The organism is Streptomyces parvus (genome assembly GCF_032121415.1).
GTDB classification, from domain to species: domain Bacteria; phylum Actinomycetota; class Actinomycetes; order Streptomycetales; family Streptomycetaceae; genus Streptomyces; species Streptomyces globisporus_A.
Map to the genome: position 1 here is coordinate 4,677,419 of NZ_CP135079.1, position 19,998 is coordinate 4,697,416.

General features: G+C 74.0%; 12 protein-coding genes. 9 read left to right on the forward strand and 3 right to left on the reverse strand.

Features of this window, described 5'->3' with window-relative positions; translation table 11 throughout:
* Positions 1-38 precede the first annotated feature (38 nt).
* The 4 genes from RNL97_RS22245 (at position 39) to moeZ (ending at position 4,450) form a co-directional block, all read left to right on the forward strand.
* Positions 39-1,211, forward strand: coding sequence for a hypothetical protein (locus RNL97_RS22245; RefSeq protein ID WP_243315056.1), 1,173 nt, complete (start codon positions 39-41; stop codon positions 1,209-1,211).
* Positions 1,212-1,394: 183 nt separating this feature from the next.
* The gene (locus tag RNL97_RS22250; protein ID WP_010061594.1) at positions 1,395-2,360 is read left to right on the forward strand and encodes an NAD-dependent epimerase/dehydratase family protein; all 966 of its coding nucleotides are present in this window, start codon (positions 1,395-1,397) and stop codon (positions 2,358-2,360) included.
* On the forward strand, positions 2,348-3,172 hold the full coding sequence (locus RNL97_RS22255) for a spherulation-specific family 4 protein (protein ID WP_030576737.1): 825 nt from the start codon (positions 2,348-2,350) through the stop codon (positions 3,170-3,172). The genes RNL97_RS22250 and RNL97_RS22255 overlap by 13 nt, the downstream gene beginning before the upstream one ends.
* 99 nt (positions 3,173-3,271) lie before the next feature.
* The gene (gene moeZ / locus RNL97_RS22260) at positions 3,272-4,450 is read left to right on the forward strand and encodes an adenylyltransferase/sulfurtransferase MoeZ (RefSeq protein WP_243315059.1); all 1,179 of its coding nucleotides are present in this window, start codon (positions 3,272-3,274) and stop codon (positions 4,448-4,450) included.
* Between the two features lie 141 nt (positions 4,451-4,591).
* Here the strand turns inward: moeZ and RNL97_RS22265 are convergent, their stop codons facing one another.
* Positions 4,592-6,184 carry an alpha/beta hydrolase gene (locus tag RNL97_RS22265; protein ID WP_030576741.1) on the reverse strand — a complete coding sequence of 531 codons (1,593 nt, stop codon included), beginning with the start codon at positions 6,182-6,184 and terminating at the stop codon, positions 4,592-4,594.
* Between the two features lie 200 nt (positions 6,185-6,384).
* Positions 6,385-9,183 (reverse strand): lysylphosphatidylglycerol synthase transmembrane domain-containing protein, encoded by a 2,799-nt coding sequence (locus tag RNL97_RS22270; protein ID WP_243315061.1) that lies wholly within the window; start codon positions 9,181-9,183, stop codon positions 6,385-6,387.
* 221 nt (positions 9,184-9,404) lie between these two features.
* Between RNL97_RS22270 and RNL97_RS22275 the strand changes: the two genes are divergently transcribed.
* From RNL97_RS22275 to nudC, 5 genes are all read left to right on the forward strand, one after another.
* A complete protein-coding gene (locus RNL97_RS22275; RefSeq protein WP_313751110.1) occupies positions 9,405-9,899 on the forward strand; it encodes an MGMT family protein in 495 nt (164 codons plus the stop codon).
* Between the two features lie 203 nt (positions 9,900-10,102).
* A complete protein-coding gene (locus RNL97_RS22280) occupies positions 10,103-13,492 on the forward strand; it encodes an ATP-dependent helicase (RefSeq protein ID WP_313751111.1) in 3,390 nt (1,129 codons plus the stop codon).
* Between the two features lie 55 nt (positions 13,493-13,547).
* Positions 13,548-17,036 carry a UvrD-helicase domain-containing protein gene (locus RNL97_RS22285; protein WP_313751112.1) on the forward strand — a complete coding sequence of 1,163 codons (3,489 nt, stop codon included), beginning with the start codon at positions 13,548-13,550 and terminating at the stop codon, positions 17,034-17,036.
* Positions 17,037-17,046: 10 nt separating this feature from the next.
* A complete protein-coding gene (locus RNL97_RS22290; RefSeq protein ID WP_243315066.1) occupies positions 17,047-18,444 on the forward strand; it encodes a dipeptidase in 1,398 nt (465 codons plus the stop codon).
* A 53-nt stretch (positions 18,445-18,497) separates the two neighbouring features.
* Positions 18,498-19,454 carry an NAD(+) diphosphatase gene (gene nudC, locus RNL97_RS22295; protein WP_030576759.1) on the forward strand — a complete coding sequence of 319 codons (957 nt, stop codon included), beginning with the start codon at positions 18,498-18,500 and terminating at the stop codon, positions 19,452-19,454.
* Between the two features lie 74 nt (positions 19,455-19,528).
* Here the strand turns inward: nudC and RNL97_RS22300 are convergent, their stop codons facing one another.
* Positions 19,529-19,783: a glutaredoxin domain-containing protein gene (locus tag RNL97_RS22300; protein ID WP_006127421.1), complete on the reverse strand. Its 255-nt coding sequence runs from the start codon at positions 19,781-19,783 to the stop codon at positions 19,529-19,531.
* Positions 19,784-19,998 lie beyond the last annotated feature (215 nt).

Here is a 19,998-nt window from a genome sequence, read left to right on the forward strand (position 1 = left end):
CCCACGGCCCGACGCTTCACGACCACGGAGACCTCCCGATGACCCGTCCGGACGACCCGGCGACGACCCCCGCTGCCGCCCCGGAGCGCCCGGCGGCGATTCCGCCCCGCGCCTCGGCCCGCCGTGCGTCGGCCGCCGCCGCCCGGCGGGGCCCGGCCGACCCGGTGAAATCCCTGCTGCACGACCACCGCGACCTGTGCGAACGGGCCGTGGACCCGCTGGAGATCGCCGCCGGCCTGGAGGCCCGCGGACTCACCGACCGCACCGCCGCCCGCTACCGCCACCGGGACGTCTTCGCCCTCGCCGAGGAGCTGTACGCCCGTATGCCGCCCCGGGCCCACGATCCCACCGCCGGAGGGACGGTGGGCCCCGGCCCCGACACCGACGCGCGGGCCGCCTGGACGCTCCTCGCCCTGCTCCCCGGGGCCGCCTGCCTCGCGACCGCCGGGGCGCTCCGGGTCACCGAGGGCGTCCTCGGCGACGGGGCGCGGGCCCTCGTCACCGTGGCCGGGGCGCTGCTCGCCTGCCTGGCGCTCCGGGCGTGCCTGGGCCGCGGCCCACTGAGAGCCCCCGAAGGGGCGGGCCGCGCCGGGATGTACGCCTGCTGGCTGCTCAGCTACTCGGTGTACGGCGAGGAGCTGCTCGCCCAGGTCATGACCGGCGGCCCGGACGGCCCGTGGGGCGGCAGCCCAGCCCCGCTGCTCGGCCTCGCCGCCGCCATCGCCCCGGCCGCCTGGTGCGCCCACCTCTTCACCGTCCGCGCCCACCGCAAACTGTCCGGCAGCCGCGCCCTGGAGGAGTTCGGCGCGGGCGTGCGCCCCCTGCTCCTGGCGGCCGTCTCCCTCTTCCTCACTGCGCTGCTGCCCCTGCTGTACCTGGCCGACCTCGGCCTCGGCGGGGGCGGCGTGCCGGTAGCGGCCGTCGCCCTCGGGGTGCTGTTCTTCCTGGCCCGGCTGCTCGCCGTACACGGGCTGCCCGAGCCGGGCACCGTCGCGCTTGCCGCCGCCTGTGCCGTCGAGGCCGCCGCTCCGGCCCTCGTCCTCGCCGCCCGACTCCCCGGTCTCGATCCCCTTGCCCAGCCTGTGGACGTCCTCGTCTCGGCAGGTGGGACAGGGGTCGTGTCCGCCCTCGCCTGCGGCGGGGGCGCGCTCGGGCTGCTGCTGTACGCCGCCCTCGCGCTCTCCCGGGCCTCCGCCCACACCCGGGCCTGAGGGACCCGGAGCCCGAGCCGCACCACCGCCCCCCTCACGTACCACCCCGCACCACTCCCGCGGAGCCGACGCCGCGGGCCCCGCCCGGCACCGTACGACCGACTGACTGACCTAGGAGAAACCCGCCATGACCCCCCAATCCCCCGCACCGGCAGTGAGCCGTCGGCACCGAGGCGGTGCGCGATGAGGGTGCTGCTGCTCGGAGCCAACGGATTCCTCGGCCGCTTCGTCGCCGACCGTCTCCTCGCCGACCCCGCCGTTCACCTCACGGCCCTCGGGCGCGGTGACGACGCAGACGTCCGGTTCGACCTCGCGGGCGGCAGCCCCGGGGCCCTCACCCGCTTCCTGGACGCCGTCCACCCCGGGGTCGTCGTCAACTGCGCGGGCGCCACCCGCGGCGGCGCCCGGGACCTCACCCGGCACAACACGGTCGCCGTCGCCACGGTCTGCGAGGCCCTGCGCCGCAGCGGCTGCGGGGCCCGGCTCGTCCAGGTCGGCTGCGCCTCCGAGTACGGGCCCTCGCAGCCCGGGTCCTCCACCGCCGAGGACGCGGTCCCGCGCCCCGGCGGCCCGTACGGCGTCAGCAAGCTCGCCGCCACCGAACTCGTCCTCGGCTCCGGCCTCGACGCCGTCGTCCTGCGGGTCTTCTCGCCGGTCGGCCCCGGCACCCCGGCCGGCTCCCCGCTCGGCCGGCTCGCCGAGGCCATGCGCCGGGCCATGCAGGCGGGCGACGGCGAGCTCAAGCTCAGCGGGCTCGGCGTGCAGCGGGACTTCGTCGACGTACGGGACGTGGCACGGGCCGTCCATGCCGCCTCGCTCTCCGCCGCCCAGGGCGTCGTCAACATCGGCACCGGGCGTGCCGTCCGCCTCCGTGACGCCGCTGCCGTGCTCGCCCGCGTCGCCGGCTACGCGGGCGCGCTCCACGAACTGGACTCACCCCCTCCGCGGCTGCCCATCGGGGCCCCCCGCACCTCCGCCGAGTCCGTCATGGAACACCTCTCCGCCACCCCGTCCCCGTATCCGGACGGCTGCGGCGCGTGGCAGCAGGCCGATGTCCGCACCGCGCGCGACCGGCTCGGCTGGCGGCCCCGGATCAACCTGGAGGAGTCCCTCGCGGACATCTGGATGGAGGCGGCGTGCCGTATCTGACCGCCCCCGCCGACGCCCGCAGGACCGCGGGCGGCGAACAGCTCGGCTTCGGTGTCCCGGGCTACGCCCACCCGCTGCTCGCCCCCGCCGAGTGGGCCGAGTTGGCCCGCCCCGGCACCCCGCTGCACTGGGCCGTCCTCAACATCGCCGACGGCCCCGGCTCCCGGCCCGACCCGCACTGCCTGGAGGCGGCGGGCCGGCTGCACAACGCCCGCGAGCGCGCCCTGCACGGCGAAGCCCCGGACGACGCCGTCCGTGCCTCCGGCGGCCGGCTGCTCGGCCACCTCGACCTGGCCCACGGCGAGCGGCCCTTCGAGGAGCTGATCGCGGACGCCCGGTCCTTCATCGACTGGTACCGCATCGGCGGCTTCTACCTCGCCCGCTGCCCCGCCGACCGCGCCCGTCTGGCCGCCGTACGGCGGCTCACCGGCACCCTGCACGCCCTGCTGGCGGAGAGCGACAGCGAGGACGGCGGGGGGCGCCTCGTGCTGGGGCACGGCACCCACCCGCACCCCGGGTACGCGGAGGCGGCCGATCAACTGGTCACCTTCCAGGGGCCGTGGACCGACTACCGCTGGTCCCAGGTGGCCGAGTGGACGGCCGACTACCCGCCGGAGCGGTTCGCCCACTTCGTCCACGGGGTCCCGCGCACCCACCTGGAGGAGGCCATGCGGGTCGCCCGCTGGCAGGGCGCCGGGACGATCTTCTTCACCGACCGGGACGACCGGGACGGGCAAACCGATCCATTCGCGACACTGCCCAGGTACTGGGACGAAATCGTCTCGCGGATCGGACCCGGTATCTCGGAATGAGGAGGGGCGTGGCAGTGTTACGAGGAGAACAACCGTACGTAGTCGACCGTAAGAAGTCGGTCTGCGTAGAATCCGACCACCTGCATTGTTGAGGTTCCTGTGTCGCTGCCACCCCTGGTCGAGCCCGCTGCCGAGCTCACCGTCGACGAGGTCCGCAGGTACTCCCGCCACCTGATCATCCCGGATGTCGGGATGGACGGACAGAAGCGCCTGAAGAACGCCAAGGTGCTGTGTGTCGGCGCCGGCGGCCTCGGCTCGCCGGCCCTGATGTACCTGGCCGCGGCCGGTGTCGGCACGCTCGGCATCGTGGAGTTCGACGAGGTCGACGAGTCGAACCTGCAGCGCCAGATCATCCACAGCCAGTCCGACATCGGCCGCTCCAAGGCGGAGTCCGCCAAGGACTCGGTGCTGGGCATCAACCCGTACGTCAACGTGGTCCTTCACGAAGAGCGGCTCGAAGCCGAGAACGTGATGGAGATCTTCGCGCAGTACGACCTGATCGTGGACGGCACGGACAACTTCGCCACCCGCTATCTCGTCAACGACGCGGCGGTGCTGCTGAACAAGCCGTACGTGTGGGGCTCGATCTACCGCTTCGACGGCCAGGCCTCCGTGTTCTGGTCCGAGCACGGCCCCTGCTACCGCTGCCTCTACCCGGAGCCCCCGCCGCCGGGCATGGTCCCCTCCTGCGCCGAGGGCGGCGTGCTGGGCGTGCTCTGCGCGTCCGTCGGCTCCATCCAGGTCACCGAGGCCATCAAGCTGCTCGCCGGGGTCGGCGACCCGCTGGTCGGCCGGCTGATGATCTACGACGCCCTGGAGATGCAGTACCGCCAGGTCAAGGTACGCAAGGACCCCGACTGCGCGGTCTGCGGCGAGAACCCCACCGTCACCGAACTCATCGACTACGAGGCCTTCTGCGGCGTCGTGTCCGAGGAGGCGCAGGAGGCGGCGCTCGGCGCGACGATCACTCCCAAGCAGCTCAAGGAGTGGATCGACGGCGACGAGAAGATCGAGATCATCGACGTCCGCGAGCCGAACGAGTACGAGATCGTCTCGATCCCCGGCGCGAAGCTGATCCCGAAGAACGAGTTCCTCATGGGCAACGCCCTCCAGGACCTCCCGCAGGACAAGCGCATCGTCCTGCACTGCAAGACCGGTGTCCGCAGCGCCGAGGTCCTCGCGGTTCTCAAGTCCGCGGGCTTCGCCGACGCGGTGCACGTCGGCGGCGGCGTGATCGGCTGGGTCAACCAGATCGAGCCCGAGAAGCCTGTCTACTAGTACCCGCACGACGTTCGAAGGGGCCGGTCCACACACCGCGGACCGGCCCCTTCGCCGTGCCGGAGGCCGTCCGCGGGTCTTCCCTCGTCCTTGGCGGTGACCAGGAGCCCGCGCCCGGCGCACTGGTCGTCGGCGGGCGGCTCAGCCGCAGACCGTGCCGGACTTCGGGACGCGGCCGTTCAACAGGTAGCCGTCGACGGCCCGTTGCACGCACGCGTCCTTGCTGTTGTAGGCCCCGTGGCCCTCGCCCTTGTACGTCAGCTCCACGCCGACGCCCTTGCCGAGCTGCTGCACCATCGCCTTCGCGCCGGCGTACGGGGTCGCCGGGTCACCGGTGTTGCCGATGACCAGGATCGGCGCGGACCCGGTGGCGCTGACGTCCGGGGTCTCCCAGGCGCCCGCCACCGGCCAGCCGGTGCAGCTCATCAGCCCCCAGCCCAGGTACTCGCCGAACAGCGGGGACGCCTTGCGGAACTCGGGCAGTGCCGCCTTCGTCTGCTCCAGGGTGAACCGCTGCTTGGAGTCGGCGCAGTTGATGGCGATGTTGGCGGCGTTGGAGTTGTCGTACCGCCCGTCCTCCGAGCGGCCGTTGAGGGAGTCGGCCAGGGCGAGCAGCAGCCCGCCGTTCCCGCCGCCCGCCTCGTCCAGGCCCTGTTCCAGCAGCGGCCAGGTCTCCTGGGAGTAGAGCGCGGACGCGATACCGGTGGTGGCCAGCGTCTGCGTCAGGGCCCGGTCGCCGAGCCCGTCGACGGGCTCCTCCTCCAGCTCGCCCAGAAGATCGGCGATGCCCTGCTCGACCTCCTGCGGGGTGGCCCCGGGCAGGGCGCAGTCGTCGCGCTCCGCGCAGTCCTTCGTGAAGTTGTCCAGGGCGAGCTGGAACCCCTCGGCCTGGCCGAGGGAGGACTGCTCGGCGTTCTTCGTGGGGTCGACCACCGCGTCGAAGACCGCCCGGCCGACCTTGTCCGGGAAGAGGTGGGCGTACACGCCGCCCAGTTCGGTGCCGTACGAGATGCCGAAGTAGTGCAGCTTGTCGTCGCCCAGCACCGTACGCAGCAGGTCCATGTCGCGGGCGGCGTTCGTCGTGCCCACGAAGGGGAGTTCGGGGCCGGAGTTCTCCTCGCAGTCCGCGATGAAGTCTCTCTGCCCCTGGACGAACTGCTTCTCCTCGGCCGCGTCGTCCGGGGTGGAGTCCTCCTGGTAGAAGGCGTCCAACTGGGCGTCGTCCGCGCACTGGACGCCCTCGCTGCGGCCGACCCCGCGCGGGTCGAAGCTCACCAGGTCGTAGCGGGTGCGGAGTCTGTCGTACTCGGTGCCGAACGCGGGCAGCGTCGCGACGCCGGACGCGCCGGGGCCGCCGAAGTTGAACACCAGCGAGCCGATCCGCCGCTGCTGGTCCTTCGCCTCGGCCCGGACCAGAGCCAGTTCGATCGTGCGGCCGTCCGGCTTCGCGTAGTCGAGGGGTACGTCCATGAAGGAGCACTCCCACACCACACCGCCGGGCAGCGGGGACGGTGACTCGCCGCCGCCCTGCGCCGTGTTCGGGGGAGGGCAGGGGGACCACTCCAGCTTCTGCGAGGACAGGTCGTCGGCGGTGGCCGTCGGTGAGGCGGTCGATGCCCCGGTGGGCGTCGAGGCCCCCTCCCCGTCGCCGTCGTCCGAACAGGCCGCCAGCGGGAGCAGCACGGTGGCGGTGGCGGCGAGGGCGGCGGCACGCAGAGCGGGGGAAGTCCTCATGTCCCCATCGTGCGGCGGGCCGCCGGGGAGCGCGGCCGGGCGCGGTCCATGCGGGTGGCGGCGGGGCCGGTGCCGCACCGGCAGCCGGGCGGGCGCGGTCCGCGCGGGGGTGAGCGGCTCAGCCGCCGAGCGGGCACCATCGCTCCCGTCGGCCCGGGCCGGATCACCGCGCGACCTCGCGGGCCGGCTCGGCCCTCCGGTTACAGCTCGCCCTTGCGGGTCAGCTGGTTGAAGGCGAGCCACCCCGGCAGCACCGGCAGCCACAGCGTCATCACGCGGTACAGCAGCACCGCGGGCGCCGCGACCTCCTTCGGCAGCCCGACCGCGATCAGGCCCAGCGTCAGGGCCCCCTCGACCGCACCCATACCGCCCGGCGTCGGGGCGGCCGAGCCGAGGGCGTTCCCGGCGAGGAAGACCACCGCGATGCTCGCGTAGCTCAGCTGGGGGACGTCCGGCCCGCTGAACGCCCGGATCGAGGCGTCCAGGCAGAGCACGAACAGGCCGGTCAGCAGCAGCATGCCGCCGATGCCGGTGAGCAGCTTCTGCGGCCGCTGCACCACGTCCAGCATGCGGGGCACGACCCCGGCGAACAGCGAGCGCACCCGGGTCACCACGAACTTCCGCAGGAACGGGATCGCCGTCACCACCAGCACCAGCACCGCGACCGTCAGCAGACCCGCGATCACGGTCCGGGACGGGGTCAGCGAGTCCGGTGTCTTCTCCGTACCCGTGAGATAGCCGAACAGCGCCAGCAGCATGATGTGGGCGCCGAGCCCGAAGAGCTGCGACGCGCCGACGCTCGCCACCGCGAGACCGGGGCGCACCCCGGCCCGCTGGAGGAAGCGGGTGTTCAGCGCCACGCCCCCGACCGCGGCGGGCGCCACGATCTTCACGAACGAGCCGGCCACCTGCGCCTGCACGGTCTTCAGGAACGGCACCCGCTCGGGCACGAAGCCCAGCAGGCTCATCGCCGCCGCCACATAGCTCAGCGCCGAGAAACCGAGGGCGGCCGCCACCCAGCCCCACTCCGCCTGCTCCACGACCGTCCCGAAGTCGGCCTGGGTGACCTGCGAGATCAGGAAGTACGCGGCGATGGCCCCGGCGATGAAGCTGAACAGGGTGCGCGGCTTGATCCGCTCCAGACGGACCGGTTCGACCGGGGCCTGTGGGCGGATCAGCAGCACCTGACGGCGGATCTGGGCGAGCAGATCCTCCTCGCGGGCCTCCTCCAGCGCATCGTCGATGGCGCGCTTCTCGGCCTGCTTCTCGGTGCGCAGCGACTTCCGCTCGGCCTTGGACTCGGCCTTGGACCCGGCCGCGGGGCTGCCCGCCGTCTGCTCGGCCTTCGCCTGCTCCGCCCGCGCCTGCTTGGCCGCCTGCGAGGCCTCCACCACCGCCTCCCGCTCGCGCTGCGAACGCTCGCGGGCGATCCGGCGCAGCGTCGCCCGCGTGGAGCGGCTCAGCGCGATCGGCTGGAGCAGCGGCAGGCAGTCCGCCACCGCGTCCGGGCCGAGCACGGCCAGCGCCCCGGCGACCGACCGCTCGGCCCCCACCCGCAGCCCCAGCGTGGTCAGCAGCTGGGCCACGTCCATCCGCAGCACCAGATCGCCCGCGGCGATCTCGCCGCCGCGCAGATCCGTCACGAACGCCCTGCCGGAACGATCCACCAGGAGCGCGTCGCCGGTCAGCCTGCGGTGCGCGATCCGCCGCGACTGGAGGGCCTTCACCTGACGCCAGGCGCTGCGCACCAGATCGTCGGTGATCTCCTCGTCCTCCATCTGGTCCAGCGACCGGCCGCCGATGTGCTCGTAGACCAGCATCACCGCGTCGGGACCCAGCTCGGATGTGGCGATCAGCTTGGGCGCGTTCGCCCCGGCGGCGATCGCCGCGTACGCGAGCAGCGCCTCCTGCTCCAGCGCCTGGCGCAACGACTGGATCGAGCGCCGCTGGGTGAGCGTACGCAGCGTGATCCGCCGCCAGGTCCGGTAGAAGAACCCCTGGGCCTGCTGTTCCCGGTCGACGACGGTGACGTCCAGCGGCGGCCCGTCCTCCAGCGTGACCAGATAGCGCCGCCCCCGGTCGCCCTGGTCGGCGTTGTCCTTGTCCGGGGTGTCCTCGGTGCGCATCGCCGCGACCGGACGGAAGCCCACGTGCCGCAGACCCGCCATCAGGTGCTGGCCGGTGGGGCGGACGTTCGGCGAGCCGACCGCGTACAGCGTCCCGTACGCCACCGTCCAGCCGATCAGCACGGTGAGGATGATCGAGAACGGGGTGGTGTACCCGCCGACCAGCATCGCGAACGCGTCGAGCAGCAGCACCACCCACAGCACCACGCGCCAGCGCGGCCGCCGGGCCATCCCGACCGCCGTCATGTACGCGATGACGGGCGCGAGATAGCCGTGCACCGGGTCGGTCAGGCCGCCGGCCGTCTGCGGCTGGGTCAGCGCGTCCTGGATGGTGCCGGGGGCGGTCCGCGAGACCCAGAGGTCGGTCGCGAGCGTCACCCCGTGGGCGAGGACGGCGGCGAGCACCCCGTCCGCGATGCGCAGCCCGTCACGTTTGATGAGGCGTTCGATGGCGAAGGCGACCGGGACCAGCAGCACGGCGATGCTGGACACCAGACCGGCGATCTTGATCAGGAGATCGGGCGCCTGCTCGGTGCCCTTGGAGATGTCGTCCTCGAGGCCGGTGGTGGTGCCCTGGGCGAAAGCGGCGATCGAGAACAGCACCGCGATCGCGAGCACCCCGATGAGCAGCCGCATCAGGTCGGAGGGGCGGTGCACCCGGGCGGGGAGCAGCGGCTCGTCCCCCGAGACGCGGTCGGTCAGCGCGGCCTCGGCGGAGGCGAGCGTCGAGCCGGCCAGATGTCCGGTGGTGGACGCCGTGGGGCCGTCGGCACGGGACGGCCCGGCGGTGGCGCCGGGCGACGCGGAGGAGTCGGGAGCACTCTGCGGGCGCTCCCCGGCATCGGAGGCGTCCGCCGCCTTCGGTGGCTGCACGCCCTGCTCCTTCGTCGCCTCTGGTTCGTCTTCGTGTTCTGGTATCACCGGTCACCGCCCGCATGATGGTGGCACGGCCCGTAGACAGAGGGGGGCATCAGGGTGCATCGCACGGGCGCGGGAAGCGCAACATACGCTCCTTTGCCCCCGCGTGCACGCTGTGTACCCGGACGGGCACCGTTTCGGCCGGGCTGTCGGTGGCGTACGGCAGGATGGGGCGGATGAGCCAGGACCAGACGGACGGGGGCGGCTCCGGCACCGCTCCGCCCGGAGCCGGACCGCCGGAGTACCCGGAGCTGCCGGAGTACGCGGAGCGCGTCCTCGACGTGGCCGAGCTGATCCCGCCCGGCCGGGTGATGACGTACGGCGACATCGCGGAGTGGCTGGGCGAGGGCGGCCCCCGCCAGGTCGGCCGGGTCATGGCGCTGTACGGGTCGGCCGTGCCGTGGTGGCGCGTCGTCCGCGCCGACGGGACGCTGCTCCCCGCCCACGAGCTGCGGGCGCTGGACCACTACCGTGCGGAGTCCACCCCGCTCCGCGAGGCGTCCCGCCACGCGGAGGGACACATCCCGCGCGTCGACATGCGGCGCGCCCGCTGGGACGGCGGCGGGCACCCGGGCGGCACGGGCGACGACGGCGCGGGCGGTGCCGGCGGCGACGCGAAGGAGAAGGGCGGTCCGGGCGACGGCGGGCCGGGCGAGAAAGCTCACACCTGACAGCTTCCGCCATGCGCCCCCGGCAGCAGCGGCCCGACGCGGCCACGTACGTGACGAGGGACGCAGCGCAGCCGCCGCCTCCCGCGCCACCGCTGGCGTAGCGTCGTCATCGCGCGGCACGCTCCGCCCCTCTCCTCGGGCCGTCCCGACTGCCCCGAACCTGTTCCTCATCACCTGTACACCCACCAGGACCGGCGATCCACGTGAGTTCCTCCTCCACCCGGCACAGTCCGCGCCGTGAGTCACGGCCGCGGACCACGGGTGCGTACCGACTGGTGCGTACTCCGCCGGGATCCGTGGTGCCCCCCCTCCTGGACGCAGGCCAGCGCGCGGTGGTTGATCACCCCGGCGGCCCGCTGCTGGTCCTCGCCGGACCCGGCACCGGCAAGACCACCACCCTCGTCGAATCCGTCGCGGCCCGGGTGAACCGGGGCGGCGACCCCGCCCGCATCCTCGTCCTCACCTTCAGCCGCAAGGCCGCCGTCGAACTGCGCGACCGGATGGCGGCCCGCCTCGGGGCGGCCCGGGGTCCGCAGGCCACCACGTTCCACTCGTACTGCTACGCCCTGGTCCGGGCCCACCAGGACGCCGACCTGTTCGCCGATCCGCTGCGCCTGCTCTCCGGGCCCGAGCAGGACGTCACCGTCCGCGAACTGCTCGCGGGCCAGCTCGACCTGGAGAAGGAGGGCCTGGCCCAGGTCCGCTGGCCGGACGAGCTGCGCGCCTGCCTGACCACGCGCGGTTTCGCCGACGAGGTGCGCGCCGTGCTGGCCCGCAGCCGTGAGCTGGGCCTCGGCCCGGACGCGCTGGCCGACTTCGCCCGCCGCACCGGCCGCCCCGACTGGAGTGCGGCGGCCCAGTTCCTCGCCGAGTACCTCGACATCCTCGACGCCCAGGGCGTCCTGGACTACGCCGAGCTGGTGCACCGCGCGGTCCTGCTCGCCGAGCGCCCCGAGGTGGCCGCGGAGCTGGCCGGCCGGTACGACGCGGTGTACGTCGACGAGTACCAGGACACCGACCCCGCCCAGGTGCGCCTGCTGCACGCGCTGGCCGGGAACCGGGGGCGCGCTCCAAAGCACGCCCGTGGGCACGGCGAGGGTGAGGGTGGGAACCGGGAGGGCGCGCGCGCCGGGCGGACGTTGATCGCCTTCGGCGACCCCGACCAGTCGATCTACACGTTCCGGGGTGCCGATGTGAACGGCATCCTCGACTTCCCGGACACCTTCCGCCGGGCGGACGGGACCCCCGCGCCCGTGGGCGTGCTCACCACCTCGCGCCGCTCCGGGGCCGGACTGCTGGCGGCGACCCGGCTGCTCACCCGCCGGATGCCGTTGAACCGGCTGCCCGCCGACACGGTCCGCGCCCACCGCGAGCTGCACGCCGTCCGGGACGGCGGCCGCGTCGAGACGTACACCTACCCGACCGCGTCCACGGAGCTGGAGAACATCGCGGACCTGCTGCGCCGCGCCCACCTGGAGGAGGGGGTTCCGTGGCAGGAGATGGCCGTGCTGGTACGGGCCGGAGGCCGCTCGCTGCCCGCCGTCCGCCGCGCCCTCACCTCCGCCGGCGTTCCCCTGGAGGTCGACGGCGACGACCTCCCGCTGCGCCACGAACCGGCCGTCGCCCCGCTGCTGACGGCCCTGCGGGCGGTGGCGACGGCAGCGCTGCCCCCACCTTCCCCGGAGCCGGAGGCGGATCAGGGCGGGAGCGCGGCACCCTCCTGGCTCGACACCGAGACCGCCCTCTCTCTCCTCACCTCCCCGCTCGGCTCCATGGACGCCGCCGACCTGCGCCGCCTCGGCCGCGCCCTGCGCGACGAGGAGCGCGCCGCCGGGATCCGGGTCCCCGCCCCCTCCGACGAGCTGCTGGCCCGCGCCCTCGCCGAGCCCGAACGCCTCGTCACCCACGACCCGGCGTACGCCCACGGCGCGCAGCGCCTCGGCGCGCTCCTGCGCCACTCCCGCGAGCTCCTGGAGGGCGGCGGCACCGCCGAGGAGGCCCTGTGGACCCTGTGGAACGGCACCCCCTGGCCCGGCAGGCTGGAGCGGGCCGCGCTGCGCGGCGGGGCGGGCGGCCGCAACGCCGACCGCGACCTCGACGCGGTGTGCGCCCTGTTCGACACGGCCGCCCGCGCCGAGGAGCGCACCGGCGGGCGCGGGGCCCTCAACTTCCTGGAAGAGGTCGACGCCCAGGACATCGCCGCCGACACCCTCTCCCGGCGGACCGCCCGCCCCGACGCCGTACGACTGATGACCGCCCACCGCTCCAAGGGCCTGGAGTGGCGGCTCGTCGTCGTCGCCGGGGTCCAGGAAGGGCTCTGGCCCGACCTCCGCCGCCGGGGCTCCCTCCTGGAGGCGGACCGGATCGGCCGCGACGGGCTCGCCGAACCCCTCACGCCCGGCGCCCTCCTCGCCGAGGAGCGCCGCCTCTTCTACGTCGCCGCCACCCGCGCCCGCGAGCGCCTGATCGTCACCGCCGTGAAGGCCCCCGCCGACGACGGCGACCAGCCCTCCCGCTTCCTCACCGAACTGGGCGTCGAACCCCGCGACGTCACCGGCCGCCCGCGCCGCCCCCTCGCCGTCGCCGCGCTCGTCGCCGAGCTGCGCGCCACCACCGTCGACCCGGCCGCGTCCGAGGCGCTGCGCGAGGCCGCCGCCCACCGCCTCGCCCGGCTCGCCGCGCTCGCCGACGACGAGGGGCAGCCGCTGGTGCCCGCGGCCCACCCGTACCGCTGGTGGGGGCTGGAGGAGCCGACCCGCTCCGCCGTCCCGCTGCGCGACCGCGACCAACCCGTCACCCTCTCCGGCTCCGCCCTGGACCAGCTCGCCAACACCTGCGCCCTCCAGTGGTTCCTGGGCCGCGAGGTGAAGGCCGACGCCCCGGCGACCGCCGCCCAGGGGTTCGGCAACGTCGTCCACGTCCTCGCCGACGAGGTCGCCTCCGGCCGGACCCCCGCCGACCTGGACGTCCTGATGGAGCGCCTGGACTCCGTCTGGAACGGCCTCGCTTTCGACGCCCCCTGGAAGTCCGAGCAGGAGAAGGAGCACGCCCGCGCCGCCCTGGAACGCTTCCTCAACTGGCACGTCCTGGACCGGGGCGGCCGGACCCCCACCGCGAGCGAGCACGACTTCGACGTGACGCTGGAGGCGGGGGAGTACGCCGTCCGCATCCGGGGCTCCATGGACCGGGTCGAGCGGGACGCCGAGGGCCGGGCGTACGTCGTCGACTTCAAGACCGGCAAGGGCACCCCCACCAAGGACGAGGTCGCCGCCCACCCCCAGCTCGCCGTCTACCAGCTCGCCGTCCGCGAGGGCGCGGTCGACGAGGTCTTCGACGGCACCCGCCCGGAGCCGGGCGGCGCCGAACTGGTCCAGCTCCGTCAGCCCGCCCCCAAGAAGGAGGGCGGCGACGCCTTCCCCAAGGTCCAGGCCCAGGAACCGCCTGCGGGGGAGTGGGTCTCCGATCTGCTCGCCACCGCCGCCGGGAAGGTCCTGGACGAACGGTTCACGCCCACCACCGGAACCCACTGCTCCCACTGCACCTTCCGGTCCTCGTGCAGCGCACAGCCGGAGGGACGCCAGGTGGTGGAGTAGCCGCCCGCGTCCGGTGCGGGCCGGGTTGTCGGCGGTCCCGGTTACCGTTGTCCGGGTGTCCCCACGCATCACCGATCCCGAGCAGCTCAAGGAGCTCCTCGGGATTCCGTTCACCCCGGAGCAGACGGCCTGCATCATCGCGCCGCCCGCCCCGCAGGTGATCGTGGCCGGAGCCGGGTCGGGCAAGACCACGGTGATGGCCGCCCGCGTGGTCTGGCTGGTGGGCACCGGACAGGTCGCGCCCGAGCAGGTCCTCGGCCTCACCTTCACCAACAAGGCGGCGGGCGAGCTGGCCGAGCGCGTCCGCAAGGCGCTGATCGCCGCCGGGGTCACCGACCCCGACGTCATCGACCCGGACAACCCCCCGGGCGAGCCCACCATCTCCACCTACCACGCGTTCGCCGGCCGCCTCCTCACCGAGCACGGCCTGCGCATCGGCCTGGAGCCCTCCACCCGCCTCCTCGCCGACGCCACCCGCTACCAGCTGGCGGCGAAGGTGCTGCGCGAGGCCCCGGGCCCGTATCCGACGCTCACCCGGTCCTTCTCCACCCTGGTCAGCGATCTGCTCGCGCTCGACGGGGAGCTGTCCGAACACCTCGTACGGCCGGGGACGCTGGAGACGTACGACACCGAACTGCTGCGGGAGCTGGCCACCGCCAAGCTCAGCAACGCCGACCTGCGCAAGATCCCCGAGGCCGCCGAGGCCCGCCGCTCGCTCCTCGGCCTCACCGAGCGCTACCGGGCCGCCAAGCGCAGCCGGGACCTGCTGGACTTCGGCGACCAGATCGCGCTGTCCGCCGAGCTGGCCCTGACCCGGCCGGAGGTCGGCAGGATCCTGCGGGAGGAGTTCCGGGTCGTCCTCCTCGACGAGTACCAGGACACGTCGGTGGCCCAGCGGCTGCTGCTCTCGGCGCTGTTCGGCAGTGGTACGGAGTCCGGAGCGGGCGGCCACGCGGTGACCGCCGTGGGCGACCCCTGCCAGGCGATCTACGGCTGGCGCGGCGCGTCCGTCGCCAACCTCGACGACTTCCCCGAGCACTTCCCGCACGCCGACGGCACCCCCGCCACCCGCTACAGCCTCAGCGAGAACCGGCGCAGCGGCGGCCGTCTCCTCCAGCTCGCCAACGGCCTCGCCGCCCCGCTGCGCGCGATGCACGAGGGGGTCGAGGCGCTGCGCCCCGCGCCGGGCGCCGAGCGCGACGGCGTGGTCCGCTGCGCCCTCCTCCGTACGCACACCGAGGAGATCGACTGGCTCGCAGACTCCCTCGCCCACCTCGTGCGCACCGGCACCCCGCCCGGCGAGATCGCCGTCCTGTGCCGTACCGCCGGGGACTTCCCCGAGATCCAGGCGGCCCTGGTCGCCCGGGACATCCCGGTCGAGGTCGTCGGCCTCGCCGGACTGCTCCACCTGCCCGAGGTCGCGGACCTGGTCGCCGTCTGCGAGGTCCTCCAGGACCCGGGGGCCAACGCCTCGCTGGTCCGCCTCCTGACCGGACCGCGCTGGCGCATCGGCCCCCGCGACCTCGCGCTCCTCGGCCGCCGCGCCCGCCTCCTGGTGCACCGGGCCGGCCACGCGGGCGACGCCGACGCGGACCAGCGGCTCGCGGAGGCCGTCGAGGGCACGGACCCGGCCGAGGTGATATCGCTCGCGGACGCGCTGGACACCTTCCTGATCGCGGGGGACGCGGCCGACGACGGGCTGCCCTTCTCCGCCGAGGCCCGCGTCCGCTTCGCCCGTCTCGCCCGGGAGCTGCGCGACCTGCGCCGCTCGCTCGCGGACCCACTGATGGATGTGCTCCACCGGGTCCTGGCCGCCACCGGTCTGGAGGTCGAGCTGTCCGCGTCCCCGCGGGCGCTGGCCGCCCGCCGCCGCGAGACCCTCGCCAACTTCCTGGACACAGCCGTCCGGTTCGCCTCGCTGGACGGCGAGGCGTCGCTGCTCGCCTTCCTCGGCTTCCTGCGGACCGCCGCGCAGTACGAGAAGGGGCTCGACAACGCGCTGCCCGGCGGCGAGAACACCGTCAAGGTGCTGACCGCCCACAAGTCCAAGGGCCTGGAGTGGGACGTCGTCGCCGTCCCCGGGCTGGTCACCGGCCAGTTCCCCAGCGGCCAGTCCCGGGACGCCTGGACCGCCCAGGCCAAGGTGCTCCCGCACGCCCTGCGCGGCGACGCCGCGACGCTCCCGGCTCTGGAAACGTACGACGCCAAGGGGATCAAGGCGTTCAAGGAGGAGATGAAGGAGCACCAGCACACGGAGGAACTGCGCCTCGGCTACGTCACCTTCACCCGCCCCCGCTCCCTCCTCCTCGGCTCCGGCCACTGGTGGGGCCCGTCCCAGAAGCGGACACGCGGCCCGTCCGCCTTCCTGGAGGCGCTGTACGAGCACTGCGCCGCGGGCCACGGCGAGATCGAGGCGTGGGTGGACGAGCCCGCCGAGGACGAGGAGAACCCGGCCCTCGCGGAGCGCGACGCCGACCTGGCCTGGCCGCTCCCGCTCGACGCCGACGCCCTGGCCCGCCGCCGCGCCGCCCGCGACACGGTGCTGGCCCACCTGGAGCGCATGGCCGTCCAGGGGGAGAAGCGGGCGACGGCGTACGGGCCCGACCCCCGTGACGTACCGGCGTTCGAGGACGACGTACCGCTTCACGAGGGCGCGTTCGACGACGTACCGCCCGACGAGGACTGGGACTGGGACGCGCTTCCCGCCGAACGCCCCCCGGAGACCGCCCCGGACACGGCGGACACGACCCCGCACACCGAGCCCGCCCCGCACATCCCGGCCGCCCGCCACCCGCGGGAGGACCCCAAGGAGCGGCCGGCCCCGGAAGACCCGGCCGACCGGCTCACCCCCGAGGAGGCCCGCACCCTCGCCTCCTGGGACCGGGACCTGGACTCCCTCGCCGGAGAGCTGCGCCGCGCCCGCGCCACCGTGCGCGAGGTGGTCATCCCCGCCGCCCTCTCCGCCACCCAGCTGCTCCGCCTCGCCGAGGACCCCGACGCCTTCGCCCAGGAGCTGGCCCGCCCCATGCCCCGCCCGCCGCAGCCTGCCGCCCGCCGGGGCACCCGGTTCCACGCCTGGGTCGAGTCCCGGTACGAGGAGCTGCCACTGCCCATGCTCGGCCCCGACGAGCTGCCCGGCGGCGACGAGAGCGACGCCGAGATCGCCGACGAGCGGGACCTCGCCGAGCTGAAGGAGGCGTTCGAGCGCACCGCGTACGCCCGGCGCACGCCCTACCGGGTGGAGACCCCCTTCCAGATCACCCTGGCGGGCCGGGTGGTCCGGGGCCGGATCGACGCCGTCTACCGCACGGGCGACACCTACGAGATCGTCGACTGGAAGACCACCCGCCACCGCACCGCCGACCCGCTCCAGCTCGCCGTCTACCGGCTGGCCTGGGCCGAGCTGCACGATCTGCCGCTCGACGCGGTCACCGCCACCTTCCTCTACGTACGCACGGGCGAGACCGTCCGTCCGCGGGGACTGCCCGGCCGGGCCGAGCTGGAGCGGATCCTGCTGGACGAGCCGGACCCCGGGGACGGATAGGCTCAGGAGCATGAGCGAGACCCCGGACAGCGCCGTCCGTACGTACACCGAACAGCACCGCGCCGCCTTCCTCGACGACCTCGCCGAGTGGCTGCGCATCCCCTCCGTGTCCGCGCAGCCGGAGCACGACGGCGACGTACGGCGCAGCGCCGAGTGGCTGAGCGCCAAGCTCAAGGAGACCGGTTTCCCGGTCGCCGAGATCTGGGAGACCCCCGGCGCCCCGGCGGTCTTCGCCGAGTGGCCCAGCGAGGACCCCGGGGCCCCGACCGTCCTGGTCTACGGCCACCACGACGTACAGCCCGCCGCCCGCGAGGACGGCTGGGCGACCGACCCCTTCGAGCCGGTGATCCGGGACGGCCGGATGTACGGGCGCGGCGCCGCCGACGACAAGGGGCAGGTGTTCTTCCACACCCTGGGCGTCCGCGCCCACCTCGCCGCGACCGGCCGCACCACCCCCGCCGTCAACCTCAAGCTGCTGATCGAGGGCGAGGAGGAGTCCGGCTCCCCGAACTTCCGCGCCCTGACCGAGCAGCACGCCGACCGGCTCGCCGCCGACGCGGTGATCGTCTCGGACACCGGCATGTGGGACGAGGACACCCCGACCGTCTGCACCGGCATGCGCGGCCTCGCCGAGTGCGAGATCCAGCTGTACGGGCCCGCCCAGGACATCCACTCCGGATCGTTCGGCGGGGCCGTCCCCAACCCGGCCACCGAGATCGCCCGGCTGGTCGCCGCCCTCCACGACGAGGACGGGAAGGTCGCGATCCCGGGCTTCTACGACGGGGTCACCGACCTCACCGACACCGAGCGGGCCCTCTTCGCCGAGCTGCCCTTCGACGAGGCCACCTGGCTGCGCACCGCGAAGTCGGGCGTCGCGGCTGGCGAGGCCGGGTACTCCACGCTGGAGCGCGTCTGGGCCCGCCCCACCGCCGAGGTCAACGGCATCGGCGGCGGCTACCAGGGCGCCGGAAGCAAGACGATCATCCCCTCCTCCGCCCTGGTGAAGATCAGCTTCCGGCTGGTCGACGGCCAGGACCCCGACGACGTACAGAAGACCGTCCGCGCCTGGGTGGAGTCCCGCATCCCAACGGGCATCCGCCACCGGATCGCCTTCCAGCCCGCCACCCGCCCCTGTCTGACCCCGCTGGACCACCCCGCCCTCCAGGCCGTGGCCCGCGCGATGGGCCGGGCCTTCGGAAGCAGGATCCTCTTCACCCGGGAAGGAGGCTCGGGCCCGGCCGCCGATCTCAGGGACGTCCTCGGCGCCCCCGTCCTCTTCCTCGGCATCTCCGTACCCTCCGACGGCTGGCACGCCCCCGACGAGAAGGTCGAGCTGGACCTGCTGCTCAAGGGCGTGGAGACGACCGCCCACCTGTGGGGCGAACTGGCCACGGCGCTCGGCCGATGAACCCCGCCCCACCTCCGTACATCCGATCCACCCAGGGGGAGTAGGAAGCACCTGTGAGCACCTTCGACAACGCCACCGCAGACCGCCCGATCGGCCTCACCGCACCGAGCGGCATCGACCGCGCGGCACACCACCGTCTCGACGAGGCATGGCTGGCCGTGGCGTGGAGCCACCCGACGACCCGCGTCTTCGTCGTCTCCGGCGGGCAGGTGCTGATCGACGACACCCCCGACGGGGGCACCGAGATCGTCATGACCCCGGCCTTCGAGGCCCCGGTCACCGAGACCCACCGGTACTTCCTCGGCACCGACGAGGACGGCGTCAGCTACTTTGCGCTCCAGAAGGACTCGCTGCCCGGCCGCATGGACCAGTCGGCCCGCCCGGCCGGACTCCGCGAGGCGGGCCTGCTCCTCGGCCCCCGGGACGCGGGGCTGATGGTGCACGCCGTCGCCCTGGAGAACTGGCAGCGGCTCCACCGCTTCTGTTCCCGCTGCGGCGAGCGCACCGTCATCGCGGCGGCCGGCCACATCCGCCGCTGCCAGGCCTGCGGGGCCGAGCACTACCCGCGCACCGACCCGGCGGTCATCATGCTGGTCACCGACGACCAGGACCGGGCGCTGCTGGGCCGCCAGGTGCACTGGCCCGAGGGCCGTTTCTCCACGCTCGCCGGGTTCGTCGAGCCGGGGGAGTCGATCGAGCACTCCGTGGCCCGGGAGGTGTTCGAGGAGGCCGGGATCACGGTCGGCGAGGTCGAGTACATCGCCAGCCAGCCGTGGCCGTTCCCCTCCAGCCTGATGCTCGGCTTCATGGCGCGGGCCACCTCCTTCGACATCACCGTCGACGGTGAGGAGATCGAGGAGGCCCGCTGGTTCTCCCGCGAGGACCTCACCGCCGCCTTCGAATCCGGCGAGATCATGCCCCCGTTCGGCATCTCCATCGCGTCCCGCCTGATCGAGCTCTGGTACGGCAAGCCGCTCCCGAAGCCCGGGGCCGTGAAGCGGACCACCTGAGGTCCGCGCCCCGCCCGGACACACGACTGCCCCCGGCGGTGCCGGGGGCAGTGGTACGCGCGACAGGCGGCGGATCAGGCGGCGAGGGCCTGCTTCACCTGGGCGAGCGAGGGGTTCGTCATGACCGACTCGGTGCCCGAGGGGGCCACGATCAGCAGGGTGGGGACCGTCTGGTTTCCGCCATTCGCCTTCTCGACGAACGCGGCCGACTCCGGGTCGTGCTCGATGTTGACCTCGTTGTACGCGATGCCCTCGCGGTCCATCTGGCTCTTCAGCCGACGGCAGTAGCCGCACCAGGTGGTGCTGTACATCGTCACAGTGCCCGCCATGTCGCTGGCGCTCCTTCGTCTCGTCCGTACCGCTGCGCGGCCGGCAGCGTCACCTGCGGACCGGCCGCTCATCGCAGCGCTCCCGCAGAACAAGGGAACGTACGGGAGGCGGCCACCATTCCCGCGACGCCGGCACGAGCCCCGCGACCGGCCGCTTTTCGCCTGCCCGGACCGGCTCCGGGACCGCTTCGGGACCGCTCGTGGACTGCTCCGGG